The following is a 19279-nucleotide window of genomic DNA, read 5'->3' as shown; positions in this document are numbered from 1 at the left end:
CATCAGCAAGATAATGTTCCAGGTCTTTTTTCACATCTTCCATTTACTTAAGTTCCACCACTCTGGTACACACTTTCTCTACCAGTTCCGGACTGTGGCTGACTACGATCATACCAATTCCTCTTCTCTGGGTTTCTTCCATAAGGAAATGCCAGATCTGGCTTTGAGTAATGAGATCGAGCATTGTACTGATCTCATCTGCCAAAAGAAATCTTGTTCTTTTTCCAAGCGCTCTTGCAATACAGAATCTCTGCAATTCTCCCCCGGAAAGTTCCGTTGGAAAGCGATTCATCCAGTCAGGCTCTATTCCCAATTTCTTTATCAGTTCCGTCTCTACCTGATCTCCTTCTTCAAAAACATTTCTCATCCGAAGTCTCGGATTCACCGCCTGCTCCGGGTGCTGCCAGATCATCTGTACCGGACAATAGCCTTTATACGAATATAATGATTTTCCATCCATCAACACTGTACCTGTCTCTGGTTCTTCGTATCCCGCAAGGATCTTACAGAGAGTTGTCTTTCCAAATCCACTCGGTGCCAGAATTCCCACACGTTCGCTGCTATCTACCTGCAAACTGAACTGATCAAGTATTTTTCTTCCGGATTCTTCATAACGAAACGAAAGATTTTTTGCTTCAAGTATCATAAATGCACCTCACATAACCATTCCCTGACTGGTGCCATGGAACTTCTTCCTTACATTTATCTGTACATTTCCCGCAACGTGGTGCAAACGGACAGCCCTGCTGCATATCCCTTGCATATGGCTGAACTCCGTCTATATAGTGAAATCCATGTCCTGGCATAGCACGCCATAATGCCTTCGTATACGGATGGCGCAGAGTTTCTTCCTTCGCAAAATCCTCTGCCGGTGAATCCTCAATCGTATATCCTGCATAGAATACCTGAATCCGGTCCACAGTCTGCAATGCCAGCTCCAGATCATGCGTAATCACCAGTACCGCAGCTCCCATATCTGCAAGTTCCCTGAAATGTTCCATCGCCCGTCTGGCAAGCTTTGGATCCAATCCGGGCGTCGGTTCATCCGCGATCACCAGCTTCGGAGTTTCGATCAGAGCTGTTGAGATCATGACTCTTCTTGTCATTCCCCCCGACAGTTCAAACGGATACTGTTCCTGAACATTCTTACCCAGTCCATACTTTTCAAAAATAGAATCCAGTTTTCGCTTTTTTTCCGGAGTTTTCTTCCCCTTACAGATCTGCTGCCCCACTTTCATAAGTGGATCCAGATAAGAAGTACTCTGCGGCACCAGAACAATCTCTTTCCCACGAAGCTGCTTTATCTTCTTTTCGGTAAGGTTTTCTCCACAATAATAAACCTCTCCCTCCATCGTAGCATTGTATGGCAAAATTCCCATGATTCCATGTGCCAGAAGGCTCTTTCCGGAACCCGATGATCCAACAACAGCCACTATCTCTCCTGCATGAACTGTGACGTTCAGATCTCGGATTACCGGAAGCTGTATCTGCTGTATCCCCCTCTGATACTGACAGAAAGCTATCTGCATATGACTGATTTCCAGAATTTTTTCTCTTTCCAATTCACTGCCTCCTCTATTCATGCGCACTGGCCGGATCAAGCAGCCTGCGGAGATTTTCACCTGTAGTGTAAAAGCACACAACTGTAAGAATTAACATGATTCCCGGAAAGAGTGCAAGCCACCATTTACCGGTTGCCAGATATTTCATCGCTTCTGAAAGGATGATTCCTATGGCTGGCTGTTCATTTGACAGACCAAAACCAAGAAATGTAATGCCGGATTCATGAAGAATCGCGTGCGGAAAAAGCAGCACCAGTCCCACAATAAACTGTGGAAGCAGATGCGGAACCATATGTTTCATAGCAATATATAAGTTACTCTTTCCAAGCTTTCTGGCAGTTTTGATATAAATCTGCTCTTTTAACTGAAGCACTTCTCCTCTGATCAATCTTGCCAGAGAAGTCCAGTGTGTCAGTGCAACGCCCAGGATCACGCCTTTGAGCCCTCTTCCACATGCCACACAGATAAGAATCAGCAAAAGCATATGAGGAATTCCCATGATCAGATCAATAAACCATGTCACGATCGTATCTGCCGTTTTTCCCATTGTCGCTGACACAACCCCAAGGATAAATGCCATTACAGCACTAAATGTCGCTGCACAGACTCCTATAATAATACTGATAGATAATCCTCTTACTGTCCTTGCAAACATATCTCTTCCAAGCCAGTCTGTTCCAAATGGATATTTCAGACAAGGCGGAATATTCTTCCTGGAGAAGTCTGTTACCTTCGCAGCTTCGCTGCAAAAACTTCCGCCGACACAGACCGCTGCAAGAAATACGACCGCAATTACCAGCCAAATCACCAATGTCTTTCTGCGGTTCCACCTGCTCCTGATACCTTTTCCTGTCAGACTTTTAGTTTCGTGCCGTCTGTCTTTTGAGGATGCAGTTATATTTTTCATCTTCCCACACCCCCTTTGCGAACTCTTGGATCAATGACTCCATAAAGAATATTGGCGATCAGATTTCCGCCAAATACAAACAACGCACTGATCATGGTGATTGCCATCAAAAGCGGCATATCACTTCCAAGTCCTGCACTGACCGCAGCCTGTCCAAGTCCCGGATAAGAAAATACCTGTTCTACTAAAACCGAACCGCCAAAAATCTCACTGATAGAAGCAAACTGCAGCGTCATTGCCGGTCCCAGTACATTTCGAAATCCATGATTTCTGAAAATTTCCCAGTTACTTTCCCCTCTTGCCCTGGCAAAAAGTACATAATCGCTGTCACAGATGTCTATCATTTTTTCTCTTGTATGCATAGCGATATTAGAGATTCCCGTGATTGACAAGGTCAGTGCCGGAAGAATTGCATGACGCACACGATCCAGAAATGTCACGCCACTGGCCTCCACACCAATTGGAACACTCAGTCCTATTGGAAGAATCTTCAGCCATACGCCAAAAATCATCAGAAGCAGCATGGCAATCCAGAAAGCCGGTGTACTGGATATCATCAGACAATAACCTTTTATTATTTTATCAATTGGTTTTCCACGTTTCATTCCTGCCAGTACTCCAAGCAGGAATCCTATCAGCCCGGAGAGAATCCAGGCAATGATCATCAAAAACAGTGAATTGGCAAGTTTAACCTCAATCACTGTTGTTACCTTCTGACGATAAAGGAGAGATATTCCCATATCTCCCCTTACAAAATCTCTGAACCATGCAAGATAACGCTGCACCGGCGGCTGACCTACGCCCCAGTACTCTTCAAGCTTCGCAATCTGATCCTGACTCATACTTCCGAGGGCAGCCTGCCCCACATTGGCCTTTAACGGATCAATGGGGGAAGCTGTCATAAGTGCAAATGCAACAATACTCACAGCAAACAGCAAAAATACCATCTTGATAAAATTCTTTAATATAAATTTTTCTGTTGTTCTGTTCAAGATATTCTTACTCCCATAATACTGTATCAACAAGTTTGTTCTTCGAATAATCTTGTCTGTACACTACACTTATTCCCATGTCCACTGATCTACATTGTTTACGATTGACCAGCCATGTCCATGCGGATGGATCTTCTGATCTGCAATCTTAAGACCATTTTTTACAAAGTACAGGTGATCGATGTTGCAAAGCCAGATCCACGGAATATCACCTTCCTGAGTAATTCCTGTTTCTCCATCCCACTGTGCTTTTTTCCAGAGATCATAAGAGCTTTCCAGATCACTGGCTGCGAAAGCTTCGTCCATGTATTTATCAACAGTTTCATTTGCATATGGAGAATATTCTGCCAGACCGGTTTCATCCATAGTATGATAAATATTATAAAGTTCCATCGGTGTATGTGCTCCCCATCCCCATACAAGAGGTTCAGATTCTGCTCTGGTATAAGCAGTATCCCAGTCAACCCCCTCTGTGGTCACCTCGATTCCAAGTTCAGAAAGCTGATTCTTGCTGTCCTCTGCCAGTGCCTGACGAACGGAATCAGATGCCGGGTAAATCATGGTAAATTCTGCACGGACACCATCTTTTTCGCGGATTCCGTCATCGCCTGCTTCCCATCCTGCTGCATCGAGAATCTCTTTTGCTTTATCCTGGTCATATTCTACTTCTGTTTCTTCATTGTACCATGGCATTTTGTCACATACACTGTACGCCGGTGTTCCATATCCATTCAGTACATTCCGGATCATTTCATCACGGTCGATACCAATGTTGATCGCACGTCTGACTTCTACATCACTGGTAAAATCATTTCCATAAGTTACTCCGTCAATTTCCTCTGCTGCCGTTGCAGGAAGATTAAATCCTCGGTTATCAACTGTCTGAACGCTGAACAGATCATAACCATCTACAGACATATCGGAATAGGAAGCAGCTGTATGTGCCACATCCACAGTGCCGGACTGAGCAGCTGTCAGTGCCGCATCCTCTTCCATGAAAAGTACGGTTACTTTTTTCATCGTCGGTGCTTCTCCATAATAATCCGGATTCGCCTCGAAGATTACCTGCTGTCCTTTATCCCACTGTTTCATAATATAGCGTCCGGAACCGATTGGATTCTGTCCGTAATTTTCATCATACGCATGTTCCGGAACAATTCCAACGATTGCCATGGTGTAAGGCCATACCGCAAACGGTGTATTCATATGGAATTCTACCGTTGTATCATCTACTGCCACTGCTTCTTTCAGCATGGAAAAGTCATTGACAGAGCTGTTATCACGACAGTTATTGTAGGTAAATGCCACATCTTCTGCAGTCAGTGGTTCCCCATCTGTAAACTTTACGTCATCACGGATCTTTACCGTCCAGGTAAGACCATCCTCACTCACTGAATAATCAGTTGCCAGATCCATTCCGATGGACAGGTCCGTATTCGTAACGGTCAGGGTACTCTGGATCAGAGGCTCATGTACATGTTCTCCTGCTCCCCATCCGTATGCCGGGTCAAAACCTGCTTCCGGTTCTGATGTCATCGGCATAGTCACGATCACTTCATCTTTTGCTGCACTTTCTTCCTGAGCAGCCCATATCGTTGCAGATCCTCCCACAAATGTTGCTGTCATACATACCGCTGTCAAAATTGCCAGTAACTTTCTCTTCACTATCTTCGTTCCTCCTTTTATTCTTCATTTGCGCACAAATGAGTAGCAGAGTCAGTGTAACATTTTTTACCATACTGCATAAGCACCCCAGGGGGATATTTACCCATTCATATATTGCATGTCTTACAGTATTTTTTTCATATCTGGAAATCCCCCCGGGAGGCTTGTACTTCAGGAACATTTTGATAAAATATAGTCAGCACAGCGAGATAAACGCTTCCACAAATCAGTTTTATACTCGTTGCAGCCGGCGCAAAGATTTGTGCCGGTTATCAAGTAAAGTGCACAGACCTCCGCGCAATGCGCATCTAAAAACTCATTAAAAAAAGTACTTCGTCCGCAGGAAGTACTTTTTTTAACGAAAAGATAATTATCAATATTATGATAGCATCTTCAGTTCATGCTCTTCATTCATACAGGCAAATCTGGTACCGATAGTTTCAGCCAGTTGTCTGTTATGTGTAATCGTAATCAACGTTTTTCCTGCTTTATGAAAACTCTGCAAAAACTCCACCAGCATATCCTGTGTTTTTTCATCAAGTCCTGCAAGAGGTTCATCCAAAATCAGAACCTCAGGATTCAATGAAAGAATACATGCCAATGAAACCTTTCTTTTCTCTCCTCCACTCAGATGATAGGGTGGTCTATCTCTTAGTTTTTCCAATCCAAATAAGTGCAGGCAGTCTTCTGTTCTTTTTTTAATCTCCGCTTCCGAAAGCCCCATCTGGACCGGGCCAAATGCAATTTCCTCCTCCACACTTCCACAGAAAAGCTGGGTATCTGCATTCTGAAACACATATCCCATCTGCTGATGAAACCATTTTGCAAACTGGCTATTTTTTAACGCTTTTTCATTAATTTCATGTCCCTGATAAAAATATTTTCCTTCCGATGGAAAAATAATTCCATTCAATAGTTTAATCAGTGTTGATTTTCCACATCCGTTAGGTCCCTGGATAACTATAGAATCTCCTCTGTTTATGTGAAGATCCACATATCTCAGTGCAATTTCTTTTTCATATGCAAAACATACATTCTCAAGTCTGATCATAACTGCCCTCTTCTGTCTTTTCCTGTCAATTATCATATCTTTCTGTTCAGATACCAGAACAATACAATACATCCAGCCATAATAAAAGTGCTGAAAATATCCGCTGCACATAACGTGTATTTCTGTTTTTTCTTATACTCTCCTGTAAATCCACGACAACACATTGCTGCATGCATTTCTTCTGCCATTTCACCAGATTTCAGAAATGAGATTCCCAACACACCTGACAAAGCTTTTGCTTTCTGAGGATTCTTTCCCACTGACCTTAACCGGACAGACGTAAGAATAGCTGCACATATCTCTCCAAGCACCGAAATATATTTCAAAGTAATATCCAGCGTAAAAATAAATATGGATGGCAGCCGAAAAGTTCTCATACTTCCTGTCAGTTTATTCCAGGATGTTCCTGATGACAAAATACCAACCAGAGTTACAGATACATATACTCTTGAAGTAATATTCATTAAAGTCTGAGGAGTTCCCATAAATACAGATGGGAGAAGGATCAATATAGAAAACAGAACCGCACCTGCTGTTCCTCTCAGGATCTGACGGATAGCTTTTGCCGAAAAAAACGCCAGTCTGACTGTCACTGCTGCACACATGATCAGAGTAAACAGATAATTTCCCGAACATGCAGTAAGAACAATATATAGAAGTGTATAAAACAGTTTCAGAGAAGGAGTGGCAGAAAATTTGCCATCCTTCCCTTCATAAAACCGCATTTTTGCAAGCACAGATAAAACTGATTTCGTACTTTTTGTTAAAAATGCTTCTTTATCTTTAGATGGAACATAAGTTTCTCCGGAACACATCCAGTCTGGAAGCATAGTTTCTTCTTTTTTATGATCATTCATCTGTTATGCAGCCTTCTTTTTAAAATCAACTTTCTCTTTCATCATTGAAGAAATAATCTTAAAAATGATCACCAGAAGTGCCACGCCTACAATAGCCGAAAGAATATATCCTGTCCACTCAGGTAACCCGGACATAGAATAATCAGGAAACAAAGTTGACAGTTCAAATCCATTGGTCATTCCTGACGGAGTGTATCCAAGCTGGCTTCCGCCACTTACCAGACCAGCGATTTCATCAGCACCCCATTCACCCCAGGCAGTACCGGTTGCCAGAAGTCCCAGAGGAGTCAGTACGATGAGAACAGCCATCAGTATATACAGTGGTTTAAATGCTGTCTTATCCGGAACAGCATCCAATGCTTTTGGTGTAACTTTTTCAACAAAGGTAAGTACCACTACTGTCAGAATAATCTCTGCCAGACCAAATAATGTAATATGTCCGATCATCATTGCAGGTATTGATACACTTAGCGGATACGGACAATAAAGAGCCTGGCCTTCTGCATTTTTGAACAGCAGTGGCTGAATACCAAATTCAACAGCTGCACAAAAGGCCGCAGCATTAATACCTATATATGAACCAATTGCCGCGCTAAGTTTGCGCATACCTGTTTTCTTCAAAAGAAGTTTATACAGGAAAAAGCCCAGATATGGCAATATAAATGCCATATTAAAACAGTTTGCCCCAAATGCAAGGATTCCGCCATCTCCAAAAAGAAGTGCCTGTATCAGCAGAGCAATAGAAACCGCTATGCACCCGGCTGCAGGACTTCCTGTCAGTATGGCAATAAGAGTTCCCCCTACTGCATGTCCTGTTGTACCGCCCGGAAGCGGAACATTAAACATCATTCCCAGGAATGAAAAGGCTGCCCCAATACCAAGAAGCGGCATCTTTGATTTCGGTATCTCTGTTTTTATTTTATGAATAGAATATCCCCACACCGGAAGCATGGCTGCTGTCATTACAGCACATGTTGACGGGCTTAAATAATTTTCAGGTATATGCATAAATATACTTCCTTTCCTGTGAAAATATTATTTTTATCTGGCGCGCACCTTACAAACAACTATATTGTAGCACCACATTAAAGCGTCAACAACCCACCCAAGGGGATATCTATATATTCTTATCCGGCATAGTTTTGCCTGTATTTTTCATACCACTATCGCACTTCCAAAAAAATCACATTCACGAAAGTACCGCATCCACCAGTCTTCGCGTATATTCTTCCTTTGGTTCATTAATGATATCATCGGGAATTCCGCTTTCCACTACTTTTCCCTCATACAGTACCAGAACCCTGTCACAGAACATCTGGACAAGGGCCAGATTATGACAGATAAAAATAAAAGACAGCCCTTTCTTCTCTTTTAGGTCTTCCAGAAGCTCCATGATCTGTTTCTGTATGGTTACATCCAGAGCACTGGTTGCCTCATCACAGATCAGAACTTTTGGTTCTACTGCCAGAGCTCTTGCGATCGCAGCCCGCTGACACTGTCCGCCACTTACCTCATGAGGATATCTTTTTGCATATTCCTTCTCAAGGCCGCACTGCTCGAGCAATTCTGCTACTCTTTTCTCTACATCAGCCTTTTTCATTCCACGGTTTCTAAGACTCTCACCGATTCCGTCACCCAGTGTCCTTCTGGGATCAAAAGAACCCACCGGATTCTGAAAAACCATCTGTATATCTCCATATACCTCTTTCAGCTGACTTTGTTTCAGTCTTGTAATATCTTTTCCTTCAAATTTCAGTGTGCCCTCTGTGATATCAGTCAGCCGGGTGAGTAGCTTTGCTATGGTACTTTTCCCACTGCCGGATTCTCCTACGATTCCCAGCGTTTCTCCTTTTTTTAGTGTAAAGCTTATATCATTTACTGCTTTAAAAGGATTTTTTCCTCTCTGGGTAAATATTTTTGTTAAATGTTCTGCCTCTAAAAGTATGCTCATACTCTGACCTTCCTTTGCAGCTTTGGTACAGCCTCCAGCAGTTTCCTGGTATACGGATCCTGGGGATGATTCAGTACACGATCTGCTGCGCCATATTCTACTGTTTTTCCATTTTTCAAAACCAGCACAGTATCTGCCATTGCCCGGACTACCCCGATATCATGTGTCACGAGCACGATTGCCGTTCCAAACAGCTCCCTTAACTTAAGCATTTCCCTTACAACCTGACGCTGTACAGACACATCCAGAGCACTGGTCGGCTCATCTGCAAATAAGATAGGCGGATTCATAAGCATGGCGATTGCTATACCTGCCCTCTGATTCATTCCGCCAGACAGTTCAAATGGATAACTGTCCCACACGCGCTGACTGTCCTTAAAGTTCAATTTGGCAAACAGATCCATTGCCCTGCTTTTGGCCTCACTTCTTGTTATCTTCGTATGTGCACGCATACTTTCATAAATCTGTTCTCCGATGGTGCGGATCGGGCACAGGGAAGCACCTGCATCCTGAAAGATCATGCCAATTCCTGCACCTCTGATCTTTCTTTTTTCTTTCTCCGATATATCTAGAATATTCTGATCCATATATCGGATATCTCCTCTTGTCACAAGACCATCCTGTCCCAGAAGTCCCATTGCGGCTTTGATCAGAGTGCTTTTCCCACTGCCGGATTCTCCCACAAGGCCAAGTATCTCTCCATGCTCAAGGGAGAAGCTCACATCATGAACCACCGCTTTCCCGCCAAATGATATCTCTACGGAATCGTAGGTCAGTATTTTTCTATCCATTTCTGTAAACCATCCTTGCTAATCCTTACCAAATCAGGGGCAAAATACCTTTTGCCCCTGAAATATCATCGTTCAAATATTCTTCATTTATTGTTACAATTTAGTTGATGTCCAGATCTGCTGTCAGTTCATAATAATCACATGGATGTGCAGTCAGTCCTGTTACATTAGACTGCATGATCATACTCATTCTCAGGTGAGAGCAGAATACATAGGCATTATCATCCAGGATTGTCTGCTGCATCTGAATTGCCAGATCTGAACGCTTATCTGCATCGAATTCTTGCTTCATCTGTTTTTCCAGATCTTCCAGTTTATCACTGTGATAATGTCCGTTATTGCTTGCAGATTCATCCAGTGTACAGGAAGTAAAGAAATACTCCGGATCTCCTGTAGGTGCAGTTACCATGGCACTTGCATATACATCCCATAATGTAGGGTCTTTACGGATAGTATTATTATCAGAGGTACAATTCACCTGAACATCCATACCAATTTCTTTTAAGGTTGCCTGTGCAGACTCTGCAAGAAGCGGAAGCTCCTGACGGCTGGGATAAGTAAGCCAGCGGATCTCCAGTTTCTGTCCGTCTTTTTCCCGGATACCGTCACCATCGGAATCCACCCATCCTGCTTCTTCCAAAACCTTTTTCGCCCCATCAGGATCATAGCTCTCTGTTGTCAGATTCTGTCCGCCAAAAGAGAACGTATCCGGGAAAACACCGACTGCAGGATATCCATATCCGTTCAGGAGCACAGACACAAAACTGTCCTTATCAATACCCATGGCAATTGCTTTACGCACTGCAGGGTCAGATGTTACAGGACTTTCAAAGTTCATCCACGCATAGAATGCACGGCTTGTAGCTGTGCTGGTAAATGTAAAATCATCATTTTCAAATAAGGGATAGCTTGCATATGCCATACCATAGGCAGCATTGATCTCCCCTGCCTGAAGAGCCATTGCCAGTGTATCACCGTCAGAGATTGTGCGGACAGTGATCTCATCCACATTTACATCTCCGTTCCAGTAGTTTTCATTCTTTACAAGATTAACATGATCATCTGTCACCAGTTCAGTTGCCACATAAGGACCTGTACCGATTACAATCCCATCATCACTGACACCTGCCTGCATATCAATAATGCATCCATAAGGATCACTGAGATAATTGATAAGTGCAGGCTTCGGTTCTGTAGTCTTTATGGTAACAGTATTTCCGTCAGCCTCGATAGTATCAATGCAGAGATCTCCTGCTGCACGCTCATGATTGGCAACCAGAGCCTCCAGGCTTTCCTTTACTGCCTCTCCGTCACAGGCACGTCCATTGGAGAACACAACTCCGTCATTCAGTGTGATCTTCCAGGTCAGCTCGTCAATATTTTCGTACTCTTTTGCGATCCATGGCTCTATTTCCATGGTATCGGAATAACGGAAAAGAGTTTCCCCTACTCCATAACGGATACACGCCCATCCTGCATATGTATTTTGTGGATTAATATCTGCCTCTTCATTTTCCGCATTAAAGGTGGTATCACCAAATACAAATGTCTTTTTGTCTGCTGCCAGTATTGGCATAGCTGTCACTCCTACAGCCAGCCCCAGGGCAATTGCCATTGCCAGAAATTTCTTTGCTCTCATTTTCTTTCCTCCTTATGTTTTCAATATTACTTATCATAAACGACTGTTCTTCGGATCCAGATAGTCACGGAATGTATCACCTAACAGATTGAAAATTGCCACAGATATAAAAATTGCAATTCCAGGTGATAATACTACCCATGGATATGTCTGGATCATACTTCGTCCGCCGCTCATCATACTTCCCCACTCAGCCATGGGAATCTGTGCTCCCAGTCCAAGAAATGACAGACCTGCAAGCTCCATCATCATGGTACCGATATCAAGCATGGCTGTTATCAGAACAGGCCCCAGCATATTTGGAAGAATATGCCTGAGCATAATCTGACCTGAGCTGTCACCTGCCAGTATTGCAGCATGAATATAGGGTTCCTCTTTTAATGCCAGAGTCTGCCCTCTGGCAATACGTGAATATTTCGGCCAGCTTACTACTGCCAGTGCTATAACAGCATTCTGAATGCCTCCCCCAAGAATAGCCGCAATCGCCATGGCAAATACAAGCCCAGGGAAAGCAAGACATACATCTGAAATCCTCATCATAACAGCATCTGCAGCTCCGCCAAAATATCCGCAGCATACACCCACAGCTGTTCCTAACACAGAGATCACCGCAACCAGGATAAAGGTGGAGAAAATACTGGCTCTTGCACCACTTATAACTCTGGACAGCATATCTCTTCCATATGTATCCGTTCCCATAGGATGCTGAAGACTGGGGGGCTGAAGCGCACTTGTCAGATCCTGTGCATAAGGGTCATATGGACAGAGATGCTCTGAAAAAACTGCAAGTATTACAAGCCCTATTGCCAGAATAAGAAAAAAGACCAGCTTTTGTTTTATATGGTTTTTCTTAATCTTCTGTACACGCACTGTCACATTTTTATTCTGCTTTTCACTCATTGTTTCACACCTCCCAGACGGATTCTTGGATCCATGAACCGGTATGACAGATCTGTAAGCAGATTTACCACAACATAGATGATTGCCATCCACATAACATATGCCTGAATAATAGGATAATCACGCATGGAAATGGCATCTACTGCCATCTTTCCAACTCCATCCCACATAAAGATCGATTCTACGATCGCAGTTCCTCCCAGCAGATTTCCCACTGACAGCATCAGCAAGGTAATGATGGTTACCAGCGAAGCCTTCATAATGCTTTTCCAAAGAGTAACAGAAAACTTTACTCCCCTTGCTTTCGCTCCTGCCACATAGTCTTTGCTTAATTCATCCAGCACAGTTGCACGGACCTGGCGGAGATACTTGGCTGACATGGCAATTGCCAGAGTGATTGCCGGCATTGCCACACTCTTTAAGCTTACTTCTTTGGCTATAACCGGAAAAATCCTCAGCCTGATCGCAAGAAAATACATCAACAGCAATGATACAAAAAAATTAGGAAGACTGTTTCCTATAAAGCTGCATAAGCGGATCAGATAATCCATAATCGTATTCTGTTTCACTGCTGACAGAATCCCCAAAGGGATTGATATGATGATGGTCAGCAAAATAGATGTCACTGTAAGAAGCAGCGTTGCCGGAAGCTTCGATATGAACGTATCAAAAACCGGAAGACTGGATACATAGCTGTTTCCCATATCTCCATGAAGCAGTTTCCCAAGCCACACAAAATACTGGGTCAGAAATGGTTTATCCAGTCCCAGCTGTTCTCTGGCTGCATTTAACCTATCTTCTGATACAATCTGTCCTGTATTTTCCATTTTTTGTGTTACCACATCGCTTCCGGCAATCCGCATCATGCCATAGGAAAGAAAAGTAATCGCAAACAAAATGGGAATCAGCTGAAGCAGTCGTCTGAATGCATATTTTTTCATTTGAGTATCTCCATTTTATAATTTTTCAAAATTGTACTCTTAATTAGCCACCATTCAGTTTAACAAAAACAAAAATAGCCCACAACCCACCCTGGGGGTTATGAGCTATTCTTAATTTGAATATCTGTCTTTATTTTTGGAATAGGTAAATAGCTGGACAGTAGACATTAGACAGCACCAGTCTAAACGGAACAGCTCACCGCAACGAGCAAGAAAGCCCTCAGAGCGGCAACTCTGAGGGCTTTCATTTCGCTTCATGGAATTTCACTTCATTTCTTAGCTACTATTTGTATATGCAAAATAAGTTAAAAAGTCAACTACAATTTTTATTAATGCTTCGGCAGTCTGCTCTTTAAAAACTCCACAAGTTCAGCCACACTCTCATCCATTTCTTCTCCTTTGTGGAGTATAAAACCAAAAATCACTTTACTGTCTCCAAGATCCAGAGGGATTCCCGGTGTAGTTCCTTCTTTGTTTTCTGACAGGTAACTTCCGCTTATATTTGCCACCTTACTGTTCTTCAGCATTTTTTCCATAATATAATCACTGTTGGTCAGCACGGAAATATCAATGTCCTTCCATTGGAATGCATCCTCTTTTACAGCACCGATGTCAAAAAATTCATCCTGATAATTCTGTATAAAACGGATTCCTTCCAGGTCTTCCAGTTCTGCCCTCTCTTTGCCGGAATTGTAAAGCTCTGTCAGCTGTCCCGGATACAACATTACATCTGTTTCATAGATAGGTTCGAAATGCATTTTGTTTTTTGACAGTTCATACAAAAAATTTTCCTTCTGCTGACTGAGGATATATACAAAACCAATGTCATCCATATAATCCCGTACTCTTTCCATTACGCTTTGTACGCCTGCTGTTGTCACCTGGAAATGGTAATTTTTTTCATAAGTTTCATTATAAAAGTCTACAAACTGATTGGCAAACCAGGAACTAGGATTTAAAGATATCCGGATCCATTTTGTCATTCCGCTGGAAGCCATATTTTCCAGAACATTTACTTCATTTATAATTTTAGACGCATATTCATAAATCTTGTGCCCCTGTACTGTTAGTCTGATTCCTCTCGGAAGCCGTTCAAAAAGCTGCATTCCCAGCGTATCTTCCAGTCCCTTGATCACTTTGCTGACACTCGGCTGTGTTGAATATAGATTTTTTGCCGCCTCACTGAACGACCCGGTCTGCGCACATACCACCAAATACTGTAACTGTTTTAAATCCATTAATGTAGGCTCTCTTTCTGGTTTATTTTAAATTCTCCCAGTCTTTCCATATAAACAGCCTGCTCATCTGCAATTTCTGATGCACCCGGATCATAAATGATTCCCTGTTCCATACGTTCTTTTTGAGTCATAATATTTCTCCCCTTATAATTTTGTGCAAATAAGATCATAAACTGCGCGCATAAGTTCTTTTCCTCTGCGGCATTCCGATACAAATGTGACAACTGCATTTTTATCCGGAAGAACCATGGAAATCTGGCAATATTTTCCATCTGCTCTGTATGAATTGTATTCTCCGCGCCAGAACAGATATCCATAATGATCCACATCAGCAGCTTTTGTGCTTTCTTTTATCCACTGTTCAGACAGTATCTGTCTGCCATTCCATCTGCCTTCATTAAGATAGAAAAGACCAAATTTGTGAAGTTCAGAAAGGGTAAGGAATAATCCACCTGCTCCAAAGCTATTACCAAGAGGATCTGTTTCCCATGTCGGGCGTTTTATCCCAAGATGTGAAAACAATCTGGGTGTGAGATAGGAAACAAGATCACATCCGGACCGTCTCTGTACAAGAATTCCAGCCAGATACGGACCAACATTATTATATACAAAATGTGTTCCTGGCCTATATTTAAAAGGAACAGCCAGAGACATCTTTACCCAGTCATCTTCCTTATATAACGGGCGCTGTTCTCCCATAAGATTTCCTTTTTCCTGTCCCAGGCACATGGTCAGTAAATCCCGGACTGTTGCAGATTTCAGGTTATCATCAATATTCTCCGGCATATCTCCTGAAAATGCTTCTGTAAGCTTTTCATTCAGATCAATCAAACCTTCCTGAACAGCAAAACCAACTGCACAGGATGTAAAGCTTTTCGTTGCAGAATAGATATTTCTCCTGCATTCAGGCTCACTGTGCCACTCTGCTGCCAGTTCTCCGTCTTTTGTAATTTTAATTCCAAGAACGTTAAGATTCTTTGCTACTTCTATAAATTCAGAAATATCCATATCAAAGGCCCTCCTGTTAATTTTCTTATGATATATTCGTATTATTATATAACACATTCTTATTCTGAGGCAAGGTATAAAAATTCCCCTTGCTTTTTATAATTAAAGCAAGGGGAAAAGAAAATACATATGTTCCTTTTTGACTAAACCCTATTTCGGTTCCGATTTAACCACGATTATTTATTTAATCCTTTATCAGAAACCAACTTCTGTTCCATAATATGTGCATGTCAGGAGTTTTTCCATATTTGCCGGATCGATTGCTCTTGGATTTGAGCCGGTGCATGCATCACCTACTGCAAGTTCTGCGATCTTTGCAACTTTTTCCTTGAACTCATCTTCCTGAATTCCAAAATCTTTTAATGTTTTTGGGATATTTAATCTTACATTGAATTCATCAATTTTTTCACAGAGACTGTTGATCAATGCCTTCTGGCATGTTCCTTCCAGTCCCATTCTTCTTGCGATTTCTGCATAACGCTCTGCCGCTACAGGATCTTTCGCATTATATTTAATTACATATGGAAGATAGATTGCATTTGCACATCCATGTGGAATATGACCTGTAGAAAATGCAGCTCCTGTTTTATGAGCCATTGAATGAACAATACCAAGCAGTGCATTGGAAAATGCCATTCCTGCCAGACACTGTGCATAGTGCATCTGCTCACGTGCCTCCATATTTTTATTATAAGATGCCGGAAGATATGTCAGCACCATCTCGATTGCCTGCAATGCAAGCGGATCTGTATATGGACAGTGTAAAGTAGAAACATATGCTTCAATTGCATGTGTTAATGCATCCATTCCGGTATACGCTACCTGTTTAACCGGAAGTCCTTCTACCAGTTTCGGATCAACAATTGCCACATCTGGTGTGATATTAAAATCTGCCAGAGGATATTTAATTCCTGTATTATAATCAGTAATTACAGAGAAAGCCGTAACTTCTGTAGCTGTTCCTGATGTGGATGGAATTGCCGCAAATCTGGCTTTCTGTCTTAATTCCGGGAATCCAAAAGGTGTAATAAGATCTTCAAATTTTGTATCCGGATATTCATAAAATGTCCACATTGCTTTCGCTGCATCAATTGGTGATCCACCGCCCATAGCAACGATCCAATCCGGCTGAAATTCCTGCATCACTTTTGCACCTTTCATAACCGTTTCTACTGATGGATCTGGTTCAACGCCTTCAATCAGCTGAACTTCCATTCCGCCTTCTTTTAAATAGTTGACTGCTTTATCCAAAAATCCCTGACGTTTCATGGAACCACCGCCAACAACAAGGACTGCCTTTTTTCCTTTTAAATTTTTCAGTTCTGCCAGACATCCTTTTCCATGATAAATGTCTCTTGGTAATGTAAATCTTGCCATTGCTGTTCTCTCCTTTAAAATTATGCCAGTTTACATGCTGCTGCAGAAGGCACTCACCTCTTCTGTCAGTTCGCATTATATCATTGTTAATTTTATAACGCAATAGTATTTTGAATTATTTTAATATTTGATATTTTTTGTCATTTACTCTATATTATTATCATATATCTGCTATTTTTCTATCATATGTCTGCTATTGTGCCAATATTTTCCATGTATTATTTGTTTATTTTTTAACATTTTTTTTAAATTATAAACATCTCAATCCTGTTCTTATAAATCAAGAAATCGTATACTGTATAACATATAAACAAAAAAAGCCAGAAACACAACCTACCGTTGCATCTCTGACTTCCCGTTCTGTAAATTTATTTTTGTCTCTACAAATTACTCAGCCTTGTTGTCCGTTCGCCTGACGAATCATTATTTAATATCCATGCAAATGCTTTCTCGCAGTTCTTATATCTGCTTCTTTAAAGTGGTTTCCTTTATTCCATTCCAGTATACAATTAATTCCATTTTCCAGCAAACAGCGATATTCCTCTTTGATGCAGTTACCGATTTGTGCCATAACAGGATTTCTTGTCTTTTCTTCTCTATCTCCGAGACTTAAATAAACGTTCTGACTTTTTATCTTATATGTCTTCATATAGTCAATGAAGCCAGGAAACCATACAGATGGGGATGCTGCTGCAACACCTGAGAATATATCTGTCTGGCAGGCTGCCCATAACGCAAATAATCCTGCAAGGGAATATCCACCTATATAATATTTTCTGTTTTTATCTGCGCAAAGTGCGATAATCTCTCTCTTAACGTCTTTGACGCGCCCGCCACCAAAATCCTCCTTCTTGGAATTACCGCCGGTGCTTTCCATGGAGACAGATCATCATTCCAGTTTTCTACCTTTGTCGCAATAAATCTGAATTCCTTAGAAGTCCTTTTTTCAATTTCTCTGACCTCATTCTCAAGACTTGCCAATTCATGCTCACCCGTTGGCTGAATCAGAACAGTATCTGCTTCTGGATTTCCATATTCATATGTGATCATCTTCTACCCGCCAATTCTCTTATCACAATTTCTATCCCGCCTGTTGGTGCGCAGAATCTCGGATCGCGTTTTTTACAGTTTGCATATGCTTCTTCCAGGTCAAACCATTCTACGGTTTCCACTTCTTTCTTTCTGGAGAACCAGCTTTGTCTCATCTACAGGCTGACTGTAAATATACACAAAAGCGATTTCATTATCCCGGAACATTTTTCCGTAGAATTCTTTCTCATAGGATATACGAAAATTTCCGGCAAATTCCAGTTCCTGCGGCTGTGCACGGATTCCCAGTTCCTCGTGAAACTCACGTAATGCCGATTCCAGAGGCTCATCACCTGCCTGGATATGTCCCGCTGATGAGGTATCAAACATTCCCGGAAAGGATTCTTTATTCATAGCCCTTTTCTGCATAAGAACCTGATATCTGCCATTTACTTTCCGCACAATCCAGATATGTGCTGTCCTGTGGCGAATTCCCTGTGAATGAGCAATCGAACGCTCAACTTTTTCCCCTGTTGGATTTCCCTGTTCATCTACAATATCTATGTATTCCATTTGTTATTTCTCCAGTTAATTTTATTTTTTCATTTATTACTTTACAAGTTTAATCCTTAGAGCAGGGATACGCAATAAATATTCTGTAATTTAACCGAAAAGTAATTCCACTGACAGACCCGGAAGCCAATGTCACTTATCATCTAATCAGCCGCAAAGAACATAAAAATTTACTTCCATTTTAACAGGAGTGCCGAATTAATAATTACAAGTACTGAACCGGCATTGTGTACCAGTGCTCCAACTACAGGGTTCAGAATTCCCGTGATAGCAAGAACGATTGCCAGAAAATTCAATGCCATCGCGGACGCAATGCTTGATATGTCCTTCCAGAACTACTTTTCCACATCCATGTAATGCAGATTTCGCTGCATTGATCTGTGAAAGGACATCTTCACATGGAATATCCTCATCAATCATACGGTCAATTGCCTGTACCTGTCCGATGATTTTCTTTAATCTGCGGTGTAAATTATCAGTATCCATACACTGTTTCATATCCGACCTCCTGTTTACGGGGATATTTATCAAAAAATATCTGTAATTTGTTTTACTGCTTTCTTTTTTAACTATAGCAATTATCTGTTATGTCTCTTTTTTTGTCAAGTATTGACCTTGCCAGACTCATACTATTCCCCGTTTTTTTGTTCACATTTTCACTAATCCAATCAATCTGATACGAAAAAGAACCGCCTTTTTTTAGTCCTATAATCAAACTTTATTCAGGATACCTGTAGATTGTAAGAACAGTACCAGCATAATAATTGGCATCAGATATTTGATCATCATAGCTGCAGT

At 41.7% G+C, this 19279-nt stretch carries 21 protein-coding genes; all 21 read right to left on the bottom strand.

Annotation, left to right across the window (positions count from 1 at the left end; all coding sequences use genetic code 11):
- Positions 1-43 precede the first annotated feature (43 nt).
- Positions 44-646 (bottom strand): ABC transporter ATP-binding protein, encoded by a 603-nt coding sequence (locus AC058W_RS15405; protein WP_117845483.1) that lies wholly within the window; start codon positions 644-646, stop codon positions 44-46.
- Positions 636-1583 carry an ABC transporter ATP-binding protein gene (locus AC058W_RS15400; RefSeq protein ID WP_340282142.1) on the bottom strand — a complete coding sequence of 316 codons (948 nt, stop codon included), beginning with the start codon at positions 1581-1583 and terminating at the stop codon, positions 636-638. The genes AC058W_RS15405 and AC058W_RS15400 overlap by 11 nt, the downstream gene beginning before the upstream one ends.
- Entirely contained in the window at positions 1576-2469 is an 894-nt protein-coding gene (locus AC058W_RS15395; RefSeq protein WP_117845486.1) for an ABC transporter permease, read from the bottom strand. Before AC058W_RS15395 ends, AC058W_RS15400 begins: the two co-directional genes overlap by 8 nt.
- The gene (locus AC058W_RS15390) at positions 2466-3461 is read right to left on the bottom strand and encodes an ABC transporter permease (RefSeq protein WP_479390276.1); all 996 of its coding nucleotides are present in this window, start codon (positions 3459-3461) and stop codon (positions 2466-2468) included. Before AC058W_RS15390 ends, AC058W_RS15395 begins: the two co-directional genes overlap by 4 nt.
- Positions 3462-3530: 69 nt before the next feature.
- The gene (locus AC058W_RS15385; RefSeq protein ID WP_479390280.1) at positions 3531-5087 is read right to left on the bottom strand and encodes an ABC transporter substrate-binding protein; all 1557 of its coding nucleotides are present in this window, start codon (positions 5085-5087) and stop codon (positions 3531-3533) included.
- Between the two features lie 418 nt (positions 5088-5505).
- Positions 5506-6177 carry an energy-coupling factor ABC transporter ATP-binding protein gene (locus tag AC058W_RS15380; RefSeq protein WP_117676831.1) on the bottom strand — a complete coding sequence of 224 codons (672 nt, stop codon included), beginning with the start codon at positions 6175-6177 and terminating at the stop codon, positions 5506-5508.
- A 32-nt stretch (positions 6178-6209) separates the two neighbouring features.
- Positions 6210-7034, bottom strand: a complete 825-nt coding sequence (locus AC058W_RS15375) for an energy-coupling factor transporter transmembrane component T family protein (RefSeq protein WP_117845488.1) — start codon at positions 7032-7034, stop codon at positions 6210-6212.
- A gap of 3 nt (positions 7035-7037) precedes the next feature.
- On the bottom strand, positions 7038-8042 hold the full coding sequence (cbiM, locus tag AC058W_RS15370) for a cobalt transporter CbiM (RefSeq protein ID WP_026649036.1): 1005 nt from the start codon (positions 8040-8042) through the stop codon (positions 7038-7040).
- Between the two features lie 181 nt (positions 8043-8223).
- Positions 8224-8985, bottom strand: coding sequence for an ABC transporter ATP-binding protein (locus AC058W_RS15365; protein ID WP_117676803.1), 762 nt, complete (start codon positions 8983-8985; stop codon positions 8224-8226).
- Positions 8982-9776, bottom strand: coding sequence for an ABC transporter ATP-binding protein (locus AC058W_RS15360; protein ID WP_117676804.1), 795 nt, complete (start codon positions 9774-9776; stop codon positions 8982-8984). The genes AC058W_RS15365 and AC058W_RS15360 overlap by 4 nt, the downstream gene beginning before the upstream one ends.
- Before the next feature lie 100 nt (positions 9777-9876).
- Positions 9877-11415 (bottom strand): ABC transporter substrate-binding protein, encoded by a 1539-nt coding sequence (locus AC058W_RS15355; RefSeq protein ID WP_055199577.1) that lies wholly within the window; start codon positions 11413-11415, stop codon positions 9877-9879.
- 33 nt (positions 11416-11448) lie between these two features.
- The gene (gene nikC, locus AC058W_RS15350; RefSeq protein WP_117676805.1) at positions 11449-12315 is read right to left on the bottom strand and encodes a nickel transporter permease; all 867 of its coding nucleotides are present in this window, start codon (positions 12313-12315) and stop codon (positions 11449-11451) included.
- A complete protein-coding gene (nikB, locus tag AC058W_RS15345) occupies positions 12312-13256 on the bottom strand; it encodes a nickel ABC transporter permease (protein WP_117676806.1) in 945 nt (314 codons plus the stop codon). The genes nikC and nikB overlap by 4 nt, the downstream gene beginning before the upstream one ends.
- A gap of 329 nt (positions 13257-13585) precedes the next feature.
- Complete coding sequence (locus AC058W_RS15340; protein WP_117676807.1) at positions 13586-14494, bottom strand: LysR family transcriptional regulator; 909 nt, start codon at positions 14492-14494, stop codon at positions 13586-13588.
- A complete protein-coding gene (locus tag AC058W_RS15335) occupies positions 14494-14625 on the bottom strand; it encodes a hypothetical protein (protein WP_278277966.1) in 132 nt (43 codons plus the stop codon). The genes AC058W_RS15340 and AC058W_RS15335 overlap by 1 nt, the downstream gene beginning before the upstream one ends.
- Positions 14626-14638: 13 nt before the next feature.
- Entirely contained in the window at positions 14639-15502 is an 864-nt protein-coding gene (locus tag AC058W_RS15330) for a serine hydrolase domain-containing protein (RefSeq protein ID WP_117676808.1), read from the bottom strand.
- Positions 15503-15697: 195 nt separating this feature from the next.
- The gene (locus AC058W_RS15325) at positions 15698-16879 is read right to left on the bottom strand and encodes an iron-containing alcohol dehydrogenase (RefSeq protein ID WP_479390275.1); all 1182 of its coding nucleotides are present in this window, start codon (positions 16877-16879) and stop codon (positions 15698-15700) included.
- Positions 16880-17306: 427 nt separating this feature from the next.
- Positions 17307-17756, bottom strand: a complete 450-nt coding sequence (locus AC058W_RS15320) for an alpha/beta hydrolase (RefSeq protein WP_479390274.1) — start codon at positions 17754-17756, stop codon at positions 17307-17309.
- Positions 17642-17929, bottom strand: a complete 288-nt coding sequence (locus tag AC058W_RS15315) for a hypothetical protein (protein WP_479390273.1) — start codon at positions 17927-17929, stop codon at positions 17642-17644. Before AC058W_RS15315 ends, AC058W_RS15320 begins: the two co-directional genes overlap by 115 nt.
- A 99-nt stretch (positions 17930-18028) precedes the next feature.
- On the bottom strand, positions 18029-18481 hold the full coding sequence (locus tag AC058W_RS15310; protein WP_479390272.1) for an NUDIX hydrolase: 453 nt from the start codon (positions 18479-18481) through the stop codon (positions 18029-18031).
- 198 nt (positions 18482-18679) lie between these two features.
- Positions 18680-18979, bottom strand: a complete 300-nt coding sequence (locus AC058W_RS15305) for a metal-sensing transcriptional repressor (protein WP_242986834.1) — start codon at positions 18977-18979, stop codon at positions 18680-18682.
- Between the last annotated feature and the right edge of the window lie 300 nt (positions 18980-19279).

Source organism: Blautia sp. CGZ-1-C1 (assembly GCF_056504575.1).
The sequence above is the reverse complement of the archived record's forward strand: the minus strand, read 5'-3'. Positions and strand labels throughout refer to the sequence as shown.